Consider the following 18,937-nt stretch of genomic DNA (forward strand, 5'->3'; position numbering starts at 1 on the left):
ATGAATCGAACAGTCATTGCGATGATTGTTGCTTTGATTGTAGCGCTATATTTAACCATTTTAAATGTTAGGCATCCATTGATTGGTATAGATGTAGTAGAAAACAAGAATGGTGATATTATTGTTAACGATATTTACGAGTTTGGTTGGGCAAAAAAACATGGTATTCATATTAATGATCAAGTGCTGAAAGTGGATGGAAAGCCTCCGCTCTCCCATTTTACTGTCCGGAAATACAAAACAATTGAACAAGCGAAAACAATAACGATTCAGAGAGAAAATCAAATCCAAACATTGACGGTTGACTATAAATCGCATGGAACGGAACAATGGCTGTATTATATTGCCTTGCCGGCGGGTTTTTTTCTATTCGCTGTTAGTTTAAGCATTTTTTTGCTTCGTCTGCGGCCGGATGACAAATCGGCAACCGTGCTTATTTACTTTTTGTTATTGATAGGGCTTTGTTATATAAGTGCGAGCTTATCAGCAAAATATGCACTGTTTGGGCGGCAAATGTTTAACGGTATATTTTTAATCTTACCTGCCGTCTTTTTGCATTTCGTTCATCATTATTTTGAAAAAGAAAAGAAATTGTGGTTTACGAACAAAATCATCTTTTCTCTTTATGGGTTTAACTTTGTGATGTTTGTTGTCTCACTCATGTCTTTATCGTTTCGTTCGATCAGTGAAGCAGAAGTGCTATTGACTACATTTTTTATCAACATGGTCATCATTCTTGCTTTGTTAGGAAAAGGATTGGTTTATCTTAAAAAAGATGAACAGCAAAATACGGTCAAAGGGTTGTTTTTCGCAATTGGTCTATCTGTTGTACCATTTATTTTATTTTATAGTCTCCCGGTTTTAATTATTGGAAAATGGGTATTACCAGCTGAATTAACTGTTACCTCGCTTTTTGTGCTGCCATCTGTCTTTCTTTATTTAATTTGTACGGATCGGCTATTTCAATTACAGTTTTCCATCAATCATTTTGTGTACTATGCCTTTTTATCTTTACTTCCATCTTTTCTTGTTACATTGCTTTATATCAAATTTGTCAATGAAGCGAGAGGGCTTGTAGAGCTTGCTTTGTTGTTTTTACTGATTTATGTAATAAATATCCTTGCTCTCTATTTAAAAGGATGTTTCGATCGAATATTAAGGACGAAGTTATACGTACAAAAAGACTTTTATCAAGAAAGTATATATCGGATCGGCGAAGCATTAAAAAAACAGAAAAACATGCAAGAAGTGATCCAATGCCTAGAAAAAGAGGTGAGCGAATTATTAGCTATAGAGGAACTGGCTTTTGTACAACCAGCAATTAAAAATATGCAAGCACCTTTTCAATGTGATGAAAAAGAGTGGATGAAACTAACCAAAAAGATGGATAGAAAACCACTTTCGATTGGGAAAATCATTGAAAATAAGCGTTTGTTTGCGGTTTTTGTAGGCTCGTTCCGGCAAGGTCCTTTACTATTAATAGGAAAAAAGAAACATCCTATTCCATTTACGGCAGAACAAACAGATTGGTTATCGACTATTGTCTATTATACCAGCATCACGATTGAAAATATGGCCAAAGTAGAGGATTTAATAAAAGAGTTAGACAATCTAAAGGAAAGCAGAAATTCTATTTGGCTCACTCGTTTGATCTTTCAATGGTCGGAAAAGGAAAGAAGAAAGTTATCCATTGATTTGCACGATACGATTCTTCAAGATTTAATTGTTTTAAAACGGAAAGTGGAGAGTTTGCGCGTTCAAAATATGCGTATGGATGAAATGAAAAAGCAGCTAAGCGACATCGAAGAAGAAATCGTAGATATCATTGATTTAACAAGGGAAATATGTCATGAATTAAGACCGCCATTTTTGAGTCAAATCGGATTAAAGGAAGCGATCGTACAGTTAATCCAACGGTTCCAATTACGTGCGAATATAAAAATAGAATGGAATGTTCATTTATTAGCCAAATTAGAAGAAGAACAGGAGCTTGCTATTTATCGGATTATCCAAGAATTATTAAACAATGCGCTGAAACATTCGCAGGCATCGCACATTCAACTAACATTGGAGGTTCAAAATGAGGAAGTTCAACTTCATTATATTGACAATGGTATAGGTATAGACATGAAAAAATTAAATCATTATGATGGAAAGCTTGGTTTGTTTGGCATAAAAGAGCGTGTGCAAGGTTTAGGTGGAACATGCGAGATGACGTCACAACTTGGCGAGGGGCTAGATATACGGATCACCATTCCATTATAAGCATGAGAAGGAGAGAAATGACTGGATGATTCACATTTTGGTTGTCGATGATCATCGTCTTGTTGGTGAAGGGACAAAGAACATACTCGAGAGAGAACAAGATTTTCAAGTAGAACTTGTTACATCTGGCACAGAAGCGGAACAGATGATGGAACAACGTACATATGATGTGTTTTTGCTTGATTGGCGTATGCCGGATATGAGCGGTATCGAATTAAGCAGGCGGATTCTCCAAAAACAGCCAAATGCGAAAATTGTCATATATACCGGGTATGATGTCGCTCCTTTTTTTAATTATTTAATTGAATCAGGCATTACAGGCTTTGTCAGCAAAACGGCAACAAGCGAACAATTGATTACGGCGATTCGCTGTGCATTAAGAGATGAAGCGGTCATTCCTGTGCATTTACTGCGTCAACTGCATCTTTGCGAAGTAAGGGCAAGTATGGAGGAAAATGAAAAACAGGTTGCGCTGAGCCAGCTTGAGCAAGAAATATTATTCGAGGTCGCCAACGGTTTAAGCAATAAAGATATTGCTAAAAAACACTATATAAGCCAACGAAGTGTAGAACGGCATCTATCGCGCATTTTCACAAAGCTGCATGTATCTTCGAGGGTAGAAGCCGTGGAAAAAGCAAAACAATTAGGGTTCATTCCAGAACTTCATATGTTGTTAACGTCTTCATCTGATCGGTGAGGGCGTTTTCTTTTTTGGAGTCCGTCATCTCGTGTCGGTATTCCGCCAAAAAATGGCGGGGTTCCGACACCATGTTGGTGGTAAAAAGGAAAGAAAATGGATGTATAATTAAGATAAGTAAGAATAATTTTAAAAAAAGTGTGTGAGACAAAAGAACGCAAGAGCCATTTTTGATTACATAAAAATTATAAGGAGCATTCCTGTTAGAAGTTTTTCCGGGGACTTGAATAAAAAAAGCCCTCTTGGTATGATTCGGGGGTGTCAATCTGTGAATTGACCCCTAATTTGGATACCAAGGAGGACTATACATGAATTCTATCTCAAACAAGAAGATTAATCAAGTCACCGATCAAACGCTCGTCGTTGGCATGGATATCGCGAAAAAGAAGCATTATGCCTGCTTTGTGGATGAGCGAGGGAGGGTGTTAAAAAAGTCGTTTCCCGTTCCGCAATCTAGAGAAGGATTGGAATGGTTGTACCAGTGCATCGTGGAAGCCATGAAGGAATTTGGAAAAACCGAGGTGATCGTTGGCATCGAGCCAACGGGACATTATTGGCTCAATCTCGCTTACTTTCTTGACGAGAAGGGCATTCCTCTCGTCATGACAAACCCGATGCACGTGAAGCGATCCAAAGAGAGGACATCTTTGGCCTCGAAACGGCTGCTTGATGCCTATAGTCTCGATTCTCTAGACAACAAGGATGACACGGAGAAGCTGGCGCGATATCATCCATTCGACCTTGAGTCCCTAAAGGAGCTTAGCCGGCCTCTGCCTGATGACTAGACCGAACGAAGGAATGTAGGCACAAGGATGCCAAGAGACATGGGAGGGTTCGTCATCATCAGCGATGCAGAGATCCACGGTGCATCCCATACGCTTCCCCCACTACAACCAAATTTAACCAGTAGTGGCCGCGAAGCGTACCCAGTCAATGTAAGATATACACATATTTAAGAAATAATGTTAGGAACTTTGTCGAAAAATATTTTTTTGACACCCCTGAAACGGCTACAACCGTTGATATATCAACATTTATAGAGGGAGGTTGTTATGATTTCATATTTAGGTAGTATAGTTAAGCTATTAACTACAGAAAAAAATTGGCTTTTATATACCACTTCAAATGAGGATTCACAATCTGAGTTAACCGCTTTAAATATATCCTCGACAGATGACGTTCTTTCCATCACTGGCAGTGGTTGCAGAAGTTTAGCGCTGTTAGCGAATGAGCCTAAATCTTTAACCTCCGTTGACGCTGTTCCTGAACAAAACTATTTACTAGAGTTAAAATTATCTGCCTTTGAAGCACTTACATATGAGGAAGTTTTGCAATTTTTAGGAATTCATAATTCCGACAAACGTCTTCAAATGTACGAGAAATTAAAACCGTTGCTTTCTGATGATGCAGCAATCTTTTGGGACAAACATAAAGAAAAAATTAAACAGGGTGTCATTTTTACTGGGAGACAAGAAAGATTTTACAGAAATGTGGTACTTCCAATTATCAAATTTACAAGAGGAAACATTATATCTAAATTGCTAAAAAGTCGTTCTATCGAAGAACAAAGAATTCTCTATAAGAAGTTAAATACTTGGTTATGGCGTAGAAGCATACAGACACTATGTAGAAGGTCAATCTACAAATTTATTTTAAATGATCCTAGTTACTATGCTTATAGTGAAGTAAATTCACTGGCAGATTATTTAATATCACGTCTGGACTATACATTTACTCATCACCCTATAAAAGAAAATCATTGGCTTACATTTCTTTTATCAGGAAATTACATTCATACATCTTCATTACCTGTTTATTTGTATCCATGTCATTATGAAAAAATCAGGAGGAGTCGTCATAAAGTAAAAATTGTTACAGCCCCATTAGAAAAATATTTACAGGAAGTACCCGATAACTCATTTGATAAATTTTCCCTATCTGATATTTCCGGTTGGATGTCAGAACATTCATTTGAAGCGATTTTAAGTGAAATTATTAGAGTAAGCAGGAACAGGGGTATTTTTTGTTATCGTAATTTTCTTTCGAAAAGAACCATTCCAGAGAATTTAACATCTCATGTTCAACGACTTGATGAGGTAATAAAATTTCTGAATGAAAATGATCGCTCCTTTGCGTTTACTTTCGAAGTAGGTATGATTAAAAAATAAAAAGAAAGGGGAATATAAAGGTGAGTCTTTATGAAATTACCATCAGCGATCCCAATTATGATTTAAAAGGATATATCGTTATTGACAGTTTAGTTAACGGAATAAGTGCGGGTGGATTAAGAATGTCCCCAGATATTAGTTTGGGTGAAATAAAGAAGTTAGCTGCGATTATGACCAAGAAGTATGCAGCCTTAAATATAGAGTTAGGTGGAGCCAAGGCGGGAATAGAGTATGACCCTTCTAAGCACGAAAAAAAAATACTATTAAAAAGATTTGCGGAATTAACAGAACCTCTTTTAAAACATAATTATTTTCTTGGAGAAGACTTAGGTGTTACAGGAAAGGATGTGGCTTATATATATGAATCTATTCATTACAATCCAGTTGATGTTGTTGTGCGTCGTTTACGTGAACGAGGAATTTCAGTAGACATTCCTAATAAATTCCAATTAAGTGATTTATTCGGAAAAAGCTATTCTGTAGAAGCGCTTGGATTATCGATTTTAGAAGCAGTTAGAACAATTTGTAGGAAAATTCAGTTGAATCTTTGCGAAAGTACGGTTGCTATTCAAGGGTTTGGAACTGTGGGGCAAATCACTGCAGAAAAGCTTCTCCAGAGTGGAGCAAAAATTATTGCAATTGAAGATTCTGTCGGCTGTGTAGTCAATAATGATGGTCTCCCAATACCAGAATTGCTATCAATTACAGATTCAAATGGGGTTATTAATCGTACGAAGTTACCAGATCATATAATTCAATACCCAAAAGGATATTGGATAAAAGTAAATGCAGATATTCTTATTCCGGCTGCTATTAAGGATAGTATTCATGAAGAAAACTGCCATGAAGTAAACGCAAAAGTAATCATTGAAGCAGCCAATATGCCTGTAACATCTAAAGCGGAAAAATATTTAATTGATAAAGGAGTATATATTTTACCAGACTATATAACTAATGCTGGAGCTGCTGCATTTTTTGGTTTATTAATCTCGGGACAGGCGACAATGGATACTGTTTTTATAGAATTGCATCATAGAATTAGAAACTCTTTAAATGAAATAGTAGAAATAGCGTTTTCTTCATACGGAAGCAACTTGAGATATGCCTCTGATGTTTATGTAAATCGTTGTCTTAATTTAAAAATGTAAAAAATAGAAATAGAGGTGTTGTTCATGTATTTTCTAATTTGGGGCTTCCTTGTTTGGTTAGGAGCCACGTTCATTTTTCGATTTGTTGGTCATTTTTTCTTTACTCCTGATAGTACTTTGCTTCTTCTCTTATCCTATATGTTTGTTGTTCCTTTAATTTTTTTATTAACTTATCCGCTATATAACTTTAAAGGTTTAACAAAAGATGAACGTTTAAAAGCTGCTATGTTTATCGCACTTCCCGGTATGTTAATTGATACGATTGTGTTAACTGTCTTTCCAAGAGTGTTTACTAATTTACCTGTAGAATCGGACCGATATTTTGGCTCTTGGTTATTATGGGCATACAGTTTGATTTTGATAACGGGCCTTCCACTGAAAAAGCGAGAGAGGAACGATGACAAATGAAAACTTTTAAGACGGTTTTTTTGACCGGTGCCACAGGCTTATTGGGTAGAGCCCTTATTTCTAAATTAAAAGAATACCAAGTTATTTGTTTAATTCATAAAACTCCTTTTAAGGAACATGGTGTTATCTCAATAAAAGGTGATATTACCAAAAAACAATTGGGACTTACTTATAACGAATACCAAACATTATGTAAACAAATTGATGTCATTATTCATATGGCGGCCATTACAGATTTTAGTGAAAGGAAAGAAATTATTGAAAATACAAATGTTGTGGGAACTAAGAATATTGTAACCTTGTCTAGAGACGCAGATGCTCCTCTTTACCATGTCAGTACGGCATATGTTTATGATTTCCCAAATGCAAATCGCTTTGGTAAACAACGTAATTTTTATGAAATCTCAAAAAGATTGGCTGAAAAAATTGTTAAAGACAGTTTGGTTAAAGCAACGATTATCAGACCTTCAATAATTATTGGTGATTCTCATCATGGAACAGTGTCAACGTTGCAAGGATTTCATTTACTAAGCCGATTGATAATGGAAGAAAAGCTTCCTATGTTACCAGGTCTTCCACATTCTATTCTTGATATTGTTCCACAAGATATGGTAGCGGAGGTTATTTTTGCTTTAGTCCATAATGAACATATTGGTGGCGAATTTTATATTACTAATGGTCAGAATGCCCCGATGTTGAAAGAAGTGATTGATACGATAGTACAGGAAAGTACGATTTTATTTAACAAATCTATTTCGTCTCCCAAAATTGTTGATCCTGATCTGTTTGATAGATTAATTAAGCCTGTGTTTTTACCGAAGCTTCCCTTTCAGGTTCGAAAAGAAATAAGAAGAGCTTTGTTTATGAGGGAATATTTAACAATAGAGGAAGCGTTGCCATCTTCGTTAGATTTTTTAAACAGTCATTATGGAATTAAAAAAATACAAGACATGAAATATATACTAAAAAACAACATTAAATATCTTTATAATCTCATAAACTCTCAGGAAGAAAAGAAAGCATATAGGGGGTAAGTAAATGAACGAAATTAAAAATAGTTGTACTGATACGTTAAATCTATACAACACCTATGTTAACAAAGGATGGGCAAAACTTGCAGAACTAATGAATTTACCGCAAGAGGAAAAATCAGCAGGCGTATATATTTTTGATGGCGAAGATAACCAATATATTAATTGTGGGGGATATGGAGTATTTTTACTTGGTCACTGTCATGAAAGGATTGTACGCAGAGTTAAGAAGCAACTGGAAAAATTACCTATGTCAACAAAGATATTTCTTAATCCTGAGTTGGCGAAAGCATCCAAAGAACTGGCAAATGTGGCGCCGCCTGGATTAAACAACGTTTTATTCACCAACTCTGGGGCGGAAGCGGTTGAGGCAAGTATAAAATTAGCAGTATTAAACAACAAAACAAAAATAGTAGCAGCCAAAAATGGGTTTCATGGAAAAACCTTAGGAGCTTTAAGTGTAACTGGTAGAGAAAAATATCGAAAACCATTTAAGTCATTGTTAACCGATGTCTATTTTGTTGAATATGGAAATGTGATTACGCTTGAAGAATATCTGTGGGAAAACAAAGGACAATGTTGTATTATATTAGAGCCATTGCAAGCAGAAGGAGGGGTACGCCTTCCTCCAAGTGGCTATTTAAGACAAGTTAGAGAACTATGTGATCAGTATGGAGCTTTATTAATTATAGATGAAATTCAGACAGGGTTAGGAAGATTAGGTTATTGGTGGGGGGTTGAGGAAGAAAAAATTATTCCTGATATATTGTTGTCAGGGAAGATTTTAAGTGGGGGAGTAGTGCCTGTCGCAGCACTTATTGCGAAAGAGGAAGTGTTTGAAGCTTTTAATAAAAATCCATTGCTACATACTTCTACTTATGCAGGGAATCCTTTGGCAATGGTAGCTGTTCAAGAAACGATAGCTATATTAAAACAAGACAGAATTATTGATCGAGCTAAACTTTTAGGTGAAACATTTGGGGTAACCTTAAAGAAAATACTTTATGAATGCTGTCCAAATTTAGTCGAGGACATAAGAGGAAAAGGGTTACTTTGGGGAATTGAGCTAAAAAGTGAGGGGATAGCTGGTCAATTCATTTTGGAATTACTAAAACAAAAAGTTATTGTTTCACATTCTCTTAATGCACATAAAGTTGTGAGATTAACTCCTCCTGCTACATTGGAGAATGATGAGTTAAATTTTATTTTTACTGCCTTGCAACGAGCTTCTATGTCCTTGAATGAAAAGTATATTAAAAATTGATTAGATTGAGGAGGAAACGATGGGTCAGCTAAAAATACAAGCATCATTATCTGGATTAAATAGTAATGATGTGTACAAAAAAATAGGAAATTTCAAAAATTATAATAAGTATGTAGATATAGTAAGATCAATATCAGTTGAGAATATTGATCAAAATACCTCTATTTCTTCATGGGAAATTGAATTTGAAAATGGAATTTTACGATGGAAGGAGCGGGATGTATTTGAGGATAAAGATAAAGTTATTTTTTTTTGAAATGATTGAAGGTGATATAGAGAAATTTAATGGTTATTGGAAAATTATCAAAAATAAGAGCGGGTGTCAGATTTTATTTTTTGCTGACTATGACTTGGGTATCAACATGCTAAATGACATATTGGATCCCATTGCAGGCAATTTACTCTTAGATACGATCAAATCTATTCTCATAGGTCTTTTTGAGAACATACACATAACCGTTGAGGAGTTAAAAACATTATCAGTGGAGGAGGAATGTTAAGTGTCTATATTTTTAAAAAAAGAACGAGAAACCTTGGAGCGTTTCATGCCAAATTTTGATAAATGGCTGAAAGAACAATCCTTTTTTGAACTTGAGGAGCAATGTTCACCGTGTATAAGAAAATATAAAGAAATTGGTGCTCCAGAACTAATGATTTCAGAAGAGTATGGTGGAATGGGAGCTAATATTCTTGATGCTATTCGTATACAAAAAGCAATTGCTAGTAGAAGCCCTTCTCTCGCTCTAGCGCTTACCATGCATAACTTTTCAGTTGCCTCGCTAATGGAAGTTGTAAAATATCAACCTAAATTAGAGAATATCTTAAAAAAAATTGCAGCAGAGAGACTATTGCTTGCTTCGGGATTTGCCGAAGGGAACAATAATAATATTTTTTCTCCAACAATGAAAGCTGAAGTTGTCAGTAATGGTATTATTGTCAAAGGTAGTAAAAGGCCATGTACACTTTCAAAATCAATGGACTACTTGACGGCAAGCGTAAATCTCGTAGACAAAAATGGTAAGGAAGTTTTTGCTATTGCTATGATCCCGAGTAATGCAAAAGGAATCGAAGTTAAGGAGTTCTGGAAACATTGGGTATTGAGGGCAACAGAAACAGAAGAGGTTTTTTTACATGATGTATTTGTTGATATGGAACATGTATTTATAGCAGGTGACCATGTTAACTTACATCCTGCTGTACTGTATGGGTTATTATTGTTTGAACTGTTAGCATCAGCTACTTATTTAGGAACGTGCTCAAGATTGGTAGAAAAGGTTATAATGAATAATAAAATTTCAGATATTAACAAAGTAGATTTGATGGTTCAAGTAGAAATGGCCACATCTGCATTAGAAGGAAAGGCGTATACACTTTTAACCGATGGGTTTAGTGAATCATTGTTACAGGAGACCTTATTAGTACGTTATGGGGTAGAAAATATTTTAAAAGAGGTTGCAACTAAATCTGCTAATTTATGGGGTGGATTAAACTTTTTATCCTCTAATGAAGCAGCTTATCTTCTTGTAGTCTGCCAATTGTTAAGTTTTCATCCTCCTACAAAACATAGTGCTTTAGATATGATGATGGTGTTGCAAAACTAGAGTTTGTGCATAAGGATGTATAGTTGTACATGTAGTAAATAACGATTAAAACTGTACCAACGTGGGTGTTCTAACCATTATTCTTTGGCTGTATAAATGTCTGCTCATTGAGTGCGGAAACGAAATTGCTGTTTTTTGTATTCTGTTTTTAAAAACTGAGGAAGTTGTCGGCCGTATGCTTTTTTTCGTTCGTCCGCTATTCACGGATTAATTGGTGAAAAGGGAAAATATTCCTGTTTGACCACCCATTTAAGGACTTTTTCACTATCGTAGATAGCATCTCCTGATGCAAACTCATGTCTCATTCCTTTAAAGGGGATGCTATATACAAAAATTTAAATAATTCATATATATGCTAATTTATGGTGTTCATTCTGAATGTATCCTTGTAAAAATTGAAGAAACTCTAAAGAAAAAACGAGAAAAACGATATTGAGAGTTTAATTTAATAATATTTACAAAATATAGGGTAACTTGGTAGGTGTGAGAGGAGAAGGTAAAATGACTGAAACTGTAAATCAACAACGACATAGAGGATTGAAACAAGTGTTTGCAGTAAGCATTGGGCTTTTTCTTGTGTTTTTAGATAGTACGGTAGTAAATATAGCGATCCCTAATATTATTGATGATTACAAAATTGATCTAAGTAAAGCCTCATGGATCATAAACGGGTTTGTACTTACACTTGCAGTACTATTAGTTACTCTCGGTAAAATGGCTGATATGTTCGGGCGTGTTCGCACTTTTTTGTGGGGAGTCATCATTTTTACAGTTAGCTCTTTTTTATGTGGAATTGCACCATCAGCCGATTTGCTGATTATCTTTCGTGTTTTGCAGGGAATAGGTGGAGCCATGGTCATACCTACAAGTATGATGTTAGTTAGAACGGCTGTTCCTCCTGAGAAAATAGGATTAGCAATGGGAATTTGGGGAGCTGTTGGTGCTATGGCAGTTGCTATCGGCCCGAGCTTAGGAGGACTTATTACAGAGTATATTCACTGGAGATGGGTGTTTTATATTAATGTTCCCATTGTGTTATTGGCATTTCCGTTCATATTCCTCGCTATTCGAGTACGAAATGAGCCTATTCATAAATTTAAACTTGATCCATTAGGAATTTTGTTGATGAGTTTGAGCTTATTTTTTCTTACGTACGCCATTTTGCAAGGGGAAGAAATTGGATGGACATCTTATAAGATCTTTCTTTATTTTGTAATTAGTGTTGTTAGCGGAGCCCTATTTCTTTTTGTTGAAACGAGAGTAAAAAATCCTCTTCTCGATTTTTCAATTTTTAAGAATCGCTTGTATGTTTCTGGATTAGTTTCAAATTTTCTTAGTGGTATATTATTAATGGGAACGTTAATTTTACTTCCCCTATTTCTTATTAAAGTTAAGGAATTTAGTACATTAGAAGCTTCGTTTGTGATTACTTCTCTTTCCGGAGTTATGCTCATCGTAGCACCAATCACCGGACGGGCAATTGATAAAATTGGTTACCTTATTCCTATGTTAATAGGATACATAACAATTATTGTTGGTTTTAGCTTACTTATAAATATTGATGTAAATGTAAGTGTTTTAAAATTAATTTTATTTCTTGCTATTTTAGGGACAGGTTTAGGGATTATTATGATCACTAGCGTTACGGTATGCACGGCTACCGTTTCTCAAACTCAAATTTCTTTAAGTTCAGGCATTTTTGCTACAGTTCGAAGTGTGGGGGGAGCTATTGGAGTAGCTTTGTTTGTGTCTTTAACATTAAGCTTTCTAAATCATTATTCCGCTAACGTAGTCGATGAAGGAGTAACGATCATAAAAGAATCAGATATTCCTAAAAAACTAAAAGACTCTATTCAAAAAGTTTTAATGAAACAAAGAGATACTTTTTTTGAGGAAAAAAATAACAATAGAGTGTTGGAACTAGACGAGGAAAGTAAGCAATTACTTGCGAAAAATATTGAAAAAGAGGCACTGGCGAAGATTCCTAAAGGGACATCAATGTCTCCAGAAATGCAAAAGAAAATCGAAGAACAAGTGAAGCAACAGTTGATCAATATAGACAAAAACATTGCTAACATAAAAAAACAAATAGAAGACATATCGAAAGAATATGTAGCAAAATCCATGGCAAAAGCATTTTTCAGCGGGATTATTTTGTGTTTTCTTTCGAGTTTATCGTTGCCTTTCTTGTCTAAAAAGTTTTCGTTAAGCCATAGTAGAGAAGTCGATATATGAGTAGTAACTTCATTATTCATTAATGTTTAAAAAGATCAAACTATGCTTATCTTTAACAACTAAACTTGCAAAGGGTAGATAGGTGGAAGCAATTAGTCGCTATTCCAGAATTTCACATGTTGTCAACGCCTTCATCTGATCAGTGAGGACATTTTTTTTTTTTTTTTTTGCATTTAAGTAAAACTTTGAAGCGGGCGAAGAACATTTGCCCATTGCTGTTGGGTGATCTCAGCTCCGCTTTTCCTAAAGTCTGCCATTTCGTGTCGATATTCCGCCAAAAATGGCGGTGTTCCGACATAAGTTGGCGATGAAAGAACAAGGGATCATAAATAGATTTTTATTTTAAATTTCGATTAGTTTGAAGAAGGAATTTCACGAATTTTGTTGTAATTTATCTATTGTGTAATCAACGGTGATAAAATCCCCAATAACAGCGGTTTAAAATTCCCCGAAAATAACAGATAATCGTTTCAAAACAACATCTTAGATGGAGTGGAGAAACGATGCTGAAGATAGGGGAGTTTTTTATGATTCGAGAGTTATATCAGAAAGGCTGGACTCAAACAGCGATTGCCAAAGAAACAGGATTTGATCGGAAAACCATTCGTAAGTATCTAAAGGGGGACAAGCTTCCAGAACGTAAAGCCAATGGGAAAAAGAAAGCTAGTAAGCTAGATCCTTATAAAAACTATCTACTTCAACGAATACAAGAAGGTACAACGAATTGTGTTGTTCTCTTTGAGGAGATTCAAGCGATGGGATACACCGGCAAGATGACGATATTAAGAGATTTTGTTCGGCCGTATCGAGAACAGCCAAAGAAACAAGCCACCTTACGGTATGAAACACCACCGGGCAAACAAGCACAAATGGACTGGGCCTATGTTGGGAAGTATTTGGTGGATGGTCAATATCAAGATATTTATGCTTTCGTTATGGTACTTGGTTATTCTCGGATGAAATATGTGGAGTTTACGACCAATATGAATGTAGAAACATTAATGAAATGTCATATGAACGCATTTGCTTACTTTAACGGCATTCCCGAACAGATACTCTATGACAATATGAAAACCGTTGTTCTGAAACATAGTCCAATCGAAATTCGATTTAATCGGGTGTTTGAGGATTTTCTAGCATATTACGGTATTGTTCCAAAAGCATGTCGGCCGAAACGTCCACAAACAAAGGGAAAAGTAGAAAGAGTGGTAAAGTATTTGAAAGATAATTTCTTTCAGCGAAAACATGAACCTACTCTCTATGCATTAAATGAAGACGTTCGTACGTGGCTGGTCAAGTCGCCAATCAAAAACCGAATCAAACAACGAATGAACCACCAATTCAACGTTTTGAACAGGAACAGAAGTTCCTTCAAGCATGGGGAATCAAACCATTATTCCCTACATGTCGCTGGGAGACACGAGAGGTAAGTCGAGATTGTTTTGTTTCATACAGAGGAAAAAAATATTCCGTTCCGTATCGCTATGCAGGACAGGTTGTAAAAGTGAAAGAAACTCTTGACCATCATATCGAGATTTATGATGAACATGAGTGTATTGCCAAACATCCGATTTTGACAGGAAAAGCAACTGCCCATATTCAAATGGAACATTATGAGGGCTTACATACAAAAGAAAAAGGACAGAGAATAAAAGACGTTCAAGTTTTGGCGACCAACGATCTTTATTCTTCTGCCCCATCTCCTAAAGTAGAACAACGCCCTCTCGCTGCTTACGCAGCATTGGAAGAAGGTGAGACTGTATGATGAACGAGCTGTTAATCGAACGTTTAAAAAAGCTTGGTTGGCACCACACAGCCCACCAACTAGATAGTTTATTAGAAGACGCTTCTAGAGATAATGTATCATATTCTGCATTTTTAAACACTATTGTTTTACAAGAAATTGAATATCAAGAGTCCCAGCAACTAGCCAAACGAATGAAAAGAGCGAAATTGCCTTATATCAAAACGATCCATGACTTTGACTTTTCCTTTCAACCAAGCATCAGTGAAAGAAGAGTGAAAGAAACACTTACCTGTCGATTTATTGCCAACGGGGAAAATCGAATCTTACTAGGCCCTCCGGGCGTTGGGAAAACTCATTTAGCGATTTCTTTTGCGGTAGAAGCCATTACCCAAGGATATACAGCTTTATTTTTAACGGCAGACGATTTAGTAGTCGAATGCCGAAAGGCAAACGAAAAAGGGACGCTCCAGCGATTAGTGAATCGTTGGAGTCGTCCAGATGTACTCATTATTGATGAAGTAGGTTATTTTCCTTTTGATGAGCTAACTGCCAATGTCTTTTTTCAAGTCGTATCGAAACGGTATGAACATGGCTCTATGATTCTCACATCGAATAAATCCTATCTCGAATGGGGAAAAGTATTCGGCGACGATGTATTAGCAACAGCGATTTTAGATCGTTTATTACATCACGCCATTACCTTTAATATCAAAGGCGATTCTTACCGACTACGGGAAAAGAAAAAAGCAGGGGTTTATCCTGCCCAGCTATCGAATTAACCGTTCATAATGGGGAATTTCATTTCGTTGAAATTGGGGAATTTTAAATCGTTGTTGACAGTGTGAGATGTTGGTGAAATGACGGAAAAAGAGATGAGGTGAATTTTAAATGACTACTTTATTTGTAAACGAAGTCAAAAATCAAAGTATCGATATAGGGGATATGGACCGCTATCATTTTAAGTTTCTTCAGCCGATTTTGGAACATAAACGCTTTGTCTTCCTTGGGGAGAGCAGCCATTGCGTCAAAGAATACAGTCTAGCAAAAGTAAGCCTGATTAAATATCTTCATGAAGAATTGGGGTTTCATGTACTTGCCTTTGAAAGCGAATTGGGGCCATGTATGATCGGCGATTATCTGTCTGATCAACTTGATTCTAAACGTTTTATGGCGGGTACCATTGGGCGTGTGTGGCAAAATGAATTTGTCCTTGGATTATTTGACTATATGAAAAAAATGAAGCAGGAGCGGCCGCTGTATTTTACTGGTGTGGATGTTTATCAAGGAAAAAAGGAGAATTTGTTTTCGGAATTCCTCGAGTCTTATTTAACGGGTCCGACCAAACAGAAGTTTGTCGATTTTGAAAAGCGGGCGATCGAGGTTTTGATTGCAGCCGATAAACGGAAAATCAAGCGTTCAATGCGCCAAAATATAAGGGAAGAGATGGAAAGTAAGGGCATGGAATTGATTGAGGAACTCAAACAGCATTGTTTTCCGGACAGCAAGATTTATAAAATTGTCCTCCGTACGATGGAAAATAGAGTAAATTACTTGAAAGCAACTTTAGAAAAAAGTTTCTCGAAACTTTTTGAGTATCGGGATGCATTAATGGCAAAAAACCTAGAATTTTTAGCACAGGAAATATACCCAAATGAAAAATTTATCATTTGGGCACATAACATGCATATTAGCAAAAATACTTCCGCCAAGCGCCTGTCTGCCTATAAATCGTTTGTGGAAAACCTCTCCCAAACGATTAAGGAGAAAAGTTTTGTATTGGGGTTGTATGCAAAGGAAGGCAAAATGTTGGATTATACAGGTAAGGAATATCCAATAAAAAAAACGAATAAAAAACATTTGGAAAGCCTTCTTGACCATTCCCCTTATCAAAATAGTTTTATTCAGTGCAATGGAAACTGGGCACAGAAAAAGTGGCGGGCCTATGAGGGCGGAGGAATGCCTACTTCCTTTGTACCTGCACAACAATATGATGGGATTTTATTTTTTAAATATGTTTCCCCGGCTTACTTTGACGTTGAAGAATAGAGAAAAGTAATTTAAAGCTATGAATGGAATGACCAACGACATTGTGAAATGGTCAGCTAAAAAGTGAATTTGGAATAAATCCATTCTGTCATGGCATTGTTAGGAATTGTTTGGTCTAGATATTAATTTATAAATGCTAATTGACTTCTTGAACGTGTTGCAAAACCACATAATAAGTAAATAAAAATGCACATTTTTTGCAGAGAACAGGTTTTGCAATATTGTCTTTCCTTGCATGGATCGGTATTCAGCTATGAAATTTCGCGATCAAATCATGGCGAGCAATTTGGAATGTATTTTCCAAAAATTGCATCCCAATGAAAAGATTATAATTTGGGCTCATAATGGACATATTTTTAAAAAATATGAAACTCTTTTGAGGAGATATAAGCCAATGGGTTCCTTAGTCAATCCAGAGATTGTTCGTAAATCTTATTATATAGGGCTGTTTATGTATGAAGGGAGAGCAGCGTTAAACGACGGCACCATTTATAGTTTATCTAAACCACCGAAGAAAAGCCTTGAAGACCATATGAATCATAACAAATCTCCCGTATCTTTCTTGGATTTGTCAAACACATCACCGAACGACTTTCTATCATTTCCTAGAAGCTGTTTTACGAAATTCAGCATGTTTGTCATTTAACGATGGTAAAAAGAAGAAAGGTGAAATATTTTATGACAAAGCTTAAAGATATGAGAAAAAATCCAATAACTGGATTGATTGTCATTGCGATGGCAGTGTTTATTGATATGCTTCTGTATAGCATCGTTGTTCCGATCGTGCCTTTTTACACTTCTAAATTTGATGCTTCCCAAACAGTTATTGGCATACTAATCGGCTGTTATGCGTTTTCTTTTTTGATCGCTACTCCTATATTAGGAGGAATCTCTGACAAGTTTGGTAGACGAGGAGTCATGCTGTGGGGGCTGGTAGTTCTTTTAGCAAGCACTTTACTATTTGCTTTTGCAAATAGTATGTTGCTGCTCATTGTTGCTAGATTGCTTCAAGGTGTTGCGGCAGCGGCGACATGGACTGCGGGATTGGCGCTGATTACAGATATGTATCCACCTGCTAAAAGGGGAAAGGCTTTAGGAACCGTACTGACTTTTATGTCTGCAGGGACTCTTTTAGGTGCACCTGTAGGTGGGATGTTGTTTGAATGGGGAGGTTATCAGCTGCCGTTTTGGTTTGTTTCATGTTTTATTCTTTTAGATGGACTTGCAAGGATGTTTTTATTAGAGGATCCGCCAAAGACGATGAATGCTGATAGTGTAGGAATGAAAATTTTCCGAGACCGTATAGTATTAAAAATTTTTGGTGTGGTTTTACTTGGAGCTTCTGCAATAAGTATTTTGGAGCCAATTCTGCCTATTTACTTTGAGGAACATTTAGGAGCTAATTCAATGCATATAGGGGTTCTGTTTGGCATTACGACTCTTGCTTATGGAATGGTAAGTCCCTTAGCTGGTTGGTTATCTGATCGATGCGGAACTTTTTCTTTGATGATGGCAGGCCTGCTTATTTTAGCCGTTTCTCTTCCATTGGTCATACTCCCTAACTCGTTAATATTAGAAGGAGCCGTACTTTTTTTGGTAGGGGCAGCGGCTGGTTTTGTCTTAACGCCGACTTTGCCGGAATTAGCGAATTCTGTTGATCGTTTAGGTGGGGGGGCGTATGCTACTGCATTTGCTGTTTTTAATATGGCCTATTCTGTAGGGATGATAATCGGTCCGATTGTAGGGGGTGGATTGGCCGATGTATTTAGTATATCAACAGCTCTTTATATCATGTGTTTTGTTTTGATATGTTACAGTCTGTCTTCTAGGTTGATTAAACATGAACAGAAAAGCCATAGAATGGATGAGTTATGTTGCGGGAAAAAATGAAGTACTTAAAACCGTTTTTTTTAGTAACTGATATTGGGTTTATTGTATACTGGTTCATTACTTTTTTCCATCTTATACCTGAAAGTGTAGCGTTTAAGGACTATGATAACCCGATTATTATAGCATGGAACTGGTCTTTTTTTCCGTTAGATATTTTTATTTCTATAACGGGTCTTTACAGCATATATCAATATAATAAAAATAATCCAGCGTGGATGAACTATGCTTTGATTTCCCTTGTTTTGACTTTTTGTTCTGGCTTACAAGCCATTGCATTTTGGGTTTTCCGCAAAGATTTTGACATCACTTGGTGGGCTGCCAATTTGTATTTGATGATTTACCCGTTGTTTTTTATTAAAGATTTTATTGCCGAAAAGAATAAGGACCGTCTGTGAAGGTATGATGGATCAAAATCGTTGGTGAAATGCGGTTATGAC

At 36.2% G+C, this 18,937-nt stretch carries 16 protein-coding genes and 1 pseudogene; all 17 read left to right on the forward strand.

All coding sequences use genetic code 11. The features are described 5' to 3' along the window. The 17 genes and pseudogenes from B9L23_RS01810 to B9L23_RS01895 all read left to right on the forward strand — a co-directional run bounded on the left by B9L23_RS01810 (position 1) and on the right by B9L23_RS01895 (position 18,895). Positions 1 to 2,265, forward strand: a complete 2,265-nt coding sequence (locus tag B9L23_RS01810) for an ATP-binding protein (protein WP_089096770.1) — start codon at positions 1 to 3, stop codon at positions 2,263 to 2,265. Between the two features lie 25 nt (positions 2,266 to 2,290). After that, the gene (locus B9L23_RS01815; protein ID WP_044895061.1) at positions 2,291 to 2,962 is read left to right on the forward strand and encodes a response regulator transcription factor; all 672 of its coding nucleotides are present in this window, start codon (positions 2,291 to 2,293) and stop codon (positions 2,960 to 2,962) included. A 308-nt stretch (positions 2,963 to 3,270) separates the two neighbouring features. Continuing rightward, positions 3,271 to 3,747, forward strand: a complete 477-nt coding sequence (locus tag B9L23_RS01820) for an IS110 family transposase (RefSeq protein WP_425439775.1) — start codon at positions 3,271 to 3,273, stop codon at positions 3,745 to 3,747. A gap of 267 nt (positions 3,748 to 4,014) precedes the next feature. Further along, entirely contained in the window at positions 4,015 to 5,130 is a 1,116-nt protein-coding gene (locus B9L23_RS01825) for a BtaA family protein (RefSeq protein WP_013877587.1), read from the forward strand. 20 nt (positions 5,131 to 5,150) lie between these two features. Further along, entirely contained in the window at positions 5,151 to 6,278 is a 1,128-nt protein-coding gene (locus B9L23_RS01830) for a Glu/Leu/Phe/Val family dehydrogenase (RefSeq protein ID WP_013877586.1), read from the forward strand. A gap of 24 nt (positions 6,279 to 6,302) precedes the next feature. Then, positions 6,303 to 6,686, forward strand: a complete 384-nt coding sequence (locus B9L23_RS01835; protein WP_013877585.1) for a DUF5367 domain-containing protein — start codon at positions 6,303 to 6,305, stop codon at positions 6,684 to 6,686. Then, positions 6,683 to 7,720 carry an SDR family oxidoreductase gene (locus tag B9L23_RS01840; protein WP_089096771.1) on the forward strand — a complete coding sequence of 346 codons (1,038 nt, stop codon included), beginning with the start codon at positions 6,683 to 6,685 and terminating at the stop codon, positions 7,718 to 7,720. The genes B9L23_RS01835 and B9L23_RS01840 overlap by 4 nt, the downstream gene beginning before the upstream one ends. Before the next feature lie 4 nt (positions 7,721 to 7,724). Beyond that, on the forward strand, positions 7,725 to 8,981 hold the full coding sequence (locus B9L23_RS01845) for an aspartate aminotransferase family protein (protein WP_013877583.1): 1,257 nt from the start codon (positions 7,725 to 7,727) through the stop codon (positions 8,979 to 8,981). A gap of 19 nt (positions 8,982 to 9,000) precedes the next feature. Beyond that, entirely contained in the window at positions 9,001 to 9,237 is a 237-nt protein-coding gene (locus tag B9L23_RS01850; RefSeq protein WP_089096772.1) for a hypothetical protein, read from the forward strand. A gap of 244 nt (positions 9,238 to 9,481) precedes the next feature. Beyond that, positions 9,482 to 10,582: an acyl-CoA dehydrogenase family protein gene (locus B9L23_RS01860; RefSeq protein ID WP_013877581.1), complete on the forward strand. Its 1,101-nt coding sequence runs from the start codon at positions 9,482 to 9,484 to the stop codon at positions 10,580 to 10,582. Positions 10,583 to 11,083: 501 nt separating this feature from the next. Then, entirely contained in the window at positions 11,084 to 12,817 is a 1,734-nt protein-coding gene (locus tag B9L23_RS01865; protein ID WP_089096774.1) for a DHA2 family efflux MFS transporter permease subunit, read from the forward strand. Positions 12,818 to 13,320: 503 nt separating this feature from the next. Continuing rightward, positions 13,321 to 14,582: pseudogene (istA, locus tag B9L23_RS01870) on the forward strand (IS21 family transposase). After that, entirely contained in the window at positions 14,579 to 15,343 is a 765-nt protein-coding gene (istB, locus tag B9L23_RS01875) for an IS21-like element helper ATPase IstB (RefSeq protein ID WP_089096775.1), read from the forward strand. The pseudogene istA and the gene istB overlap by 4 nt, the downstream one beginning before the upstream one ends. 199 nt (positions 15,344 to 15,542) lie before the next feature. Continuing rightward, positions 15,543 to 16,610: an erythromycin esterase family protein gene (locus B9L23_RS01880; RefSeq protein WP_245842274.1), complete on the forward strand. Its 1,068-nt coding sequence runs from the start codon at positions 15,543 to 15,545 to the stop codon at positions 16,608 to 16,610. 253 nt (positions 16,611 to 16,863) lie between these two features. Beyond that, the gene (locus tag B9L23_RS01885; RefSeq protein WP_281255454.1) at positions 16,864 to 17,256 is read left to right on the forward strand and encodes an erythromycin esterase family protein; all 393 of its coding nucleotides are present in this window, start codon (positions 16,864 to 16,866) and stop codon (positions 17,254 to 17,256) included. A 32-nt stretch (positions 17,257 to 17,288) separates the two neighbouring features. Then, positions 17,289 to 18,500, forward strand: a complete 1,212-nt coding sequence (locus B9L23_RS01890; RefSeq protein WP_089096778.1) for an MFS transporter — start codon at positions 17,289 to 17,291, stop codon at positions 18,498 to 18,500. Further along, entirely contained in the window at positions 18,497 to 18,895 is a 399-nt protein-coding gene (locus B9L23_RS01895; RefSeq protein ID WP_211278804.1) for a YvaD family protein, read from the forward strand. Before B9L23_RS01890 ends, B9L23_RS01895 begins: the two co-directional genes overlap by 4 nt. Positions 18,896 to 18,937 lie beyond the last annotated feature (42 nt).

Origin of the sequence: Parageobacillus galactosidasius, assembly GCF_002217735.1 — a bacterium.
GTDB classification, from domain to species: domain Bacteria; phylum Bacillota; class Bacilli; order Bacillales; family Anoxybacillaceae; genus Parageobacillus_B; species Parageobacillus_B toebii.

Bases quoted from the DNA above. Each gene is read 5' to 3' on its own strand.
- B9L23_RS01810 (WP_089096770.1), top strand. From the start codon at position 1: ATGAATCGAACAGTCATTGCGATGATTGTTGCTTTGATTGTAGCGCTA.
- B9L23_RS01815 (WP_044895061.1), top strand. From the start codon at position 2,291: ATGATTCACATTTTGGTTGTCGATGATCATCGTCTTGTTGGTGAAGGG.
- B9L23_RS01820 (WP_425439775.1), top strand. From the start codon at position 3,271: ATGAATTCTATCTCAAACAAGAAGATTAATCAAGTCACCGATCAAACG.
- B9L23_RS01825 (WP_013877587.1), top strand. From the start codon at position 4,015: ATGATTTCATATTTAGGTAGTATAGTTAAGCTATTAACTACAGAAAAA.
- B9L23_RS01835 (WP_013877585.1), top strand. From the start codon at position 6,303: ATGTATTTTCTAATTTGGGGCTTCCTTGTTTGGTTAGGAGCCACGTTC.
- B9L23_RS01840 (WP_089096771.1), top strand. From the start codon at position 6,683: ATGAAAACTTTTAAGACGGTTTTTTTGACCGGTGCCACAGGCTTATTG.
- B9L23_RS01845 (WP_013877583.1), top strand. From the start codon at position 7,725: ATGAACGAAATTAAAAATAGTTGTACTGATACGTTAAATCTATACAAC.
- B9L23_RS01850 (WP_089096772.1), top strand. From the start codon at position 9,001: ATGGGTCAGCTAAAAATACAAGCATCATTATCTGGATTAAATAGTAAT.
- B9L23_RS01865 (WP_089096774.1), top strand. From the start codon at position 11,084: ATGACTGAAACTGTAAATCAACAACGACATAGAGGATTGAAACAAGTG.
- istB (WP_089096775.1), top strand. From the start codon at position 14,579: ATGATGAACGAGCTGTTAATCGAACGTTTAAAAAAGCTTGGTTGGCAC.
- B9L23_RS01885 (WP_281255454.1), top strand. From the start codon at position 16,864: ATGAAATTTCGCGATCAAATCATGGCGAGCAATTTGGAATGTATTTTC.
- B9L23_RS01890 (WP_089096778.1), top strand. From the start codon at position 17,289: ATGACAAAGCTTAAAGATATGAGAAAAAATCCAATAACTGGATTGATT.
- B9L23_RS01895 (WP_211278804.1), top strand. From the start codon at position 18,497: ATGAAGTACTTAAAACCGTTTTTTTTAGTAACTGATATTGGGTTTATT.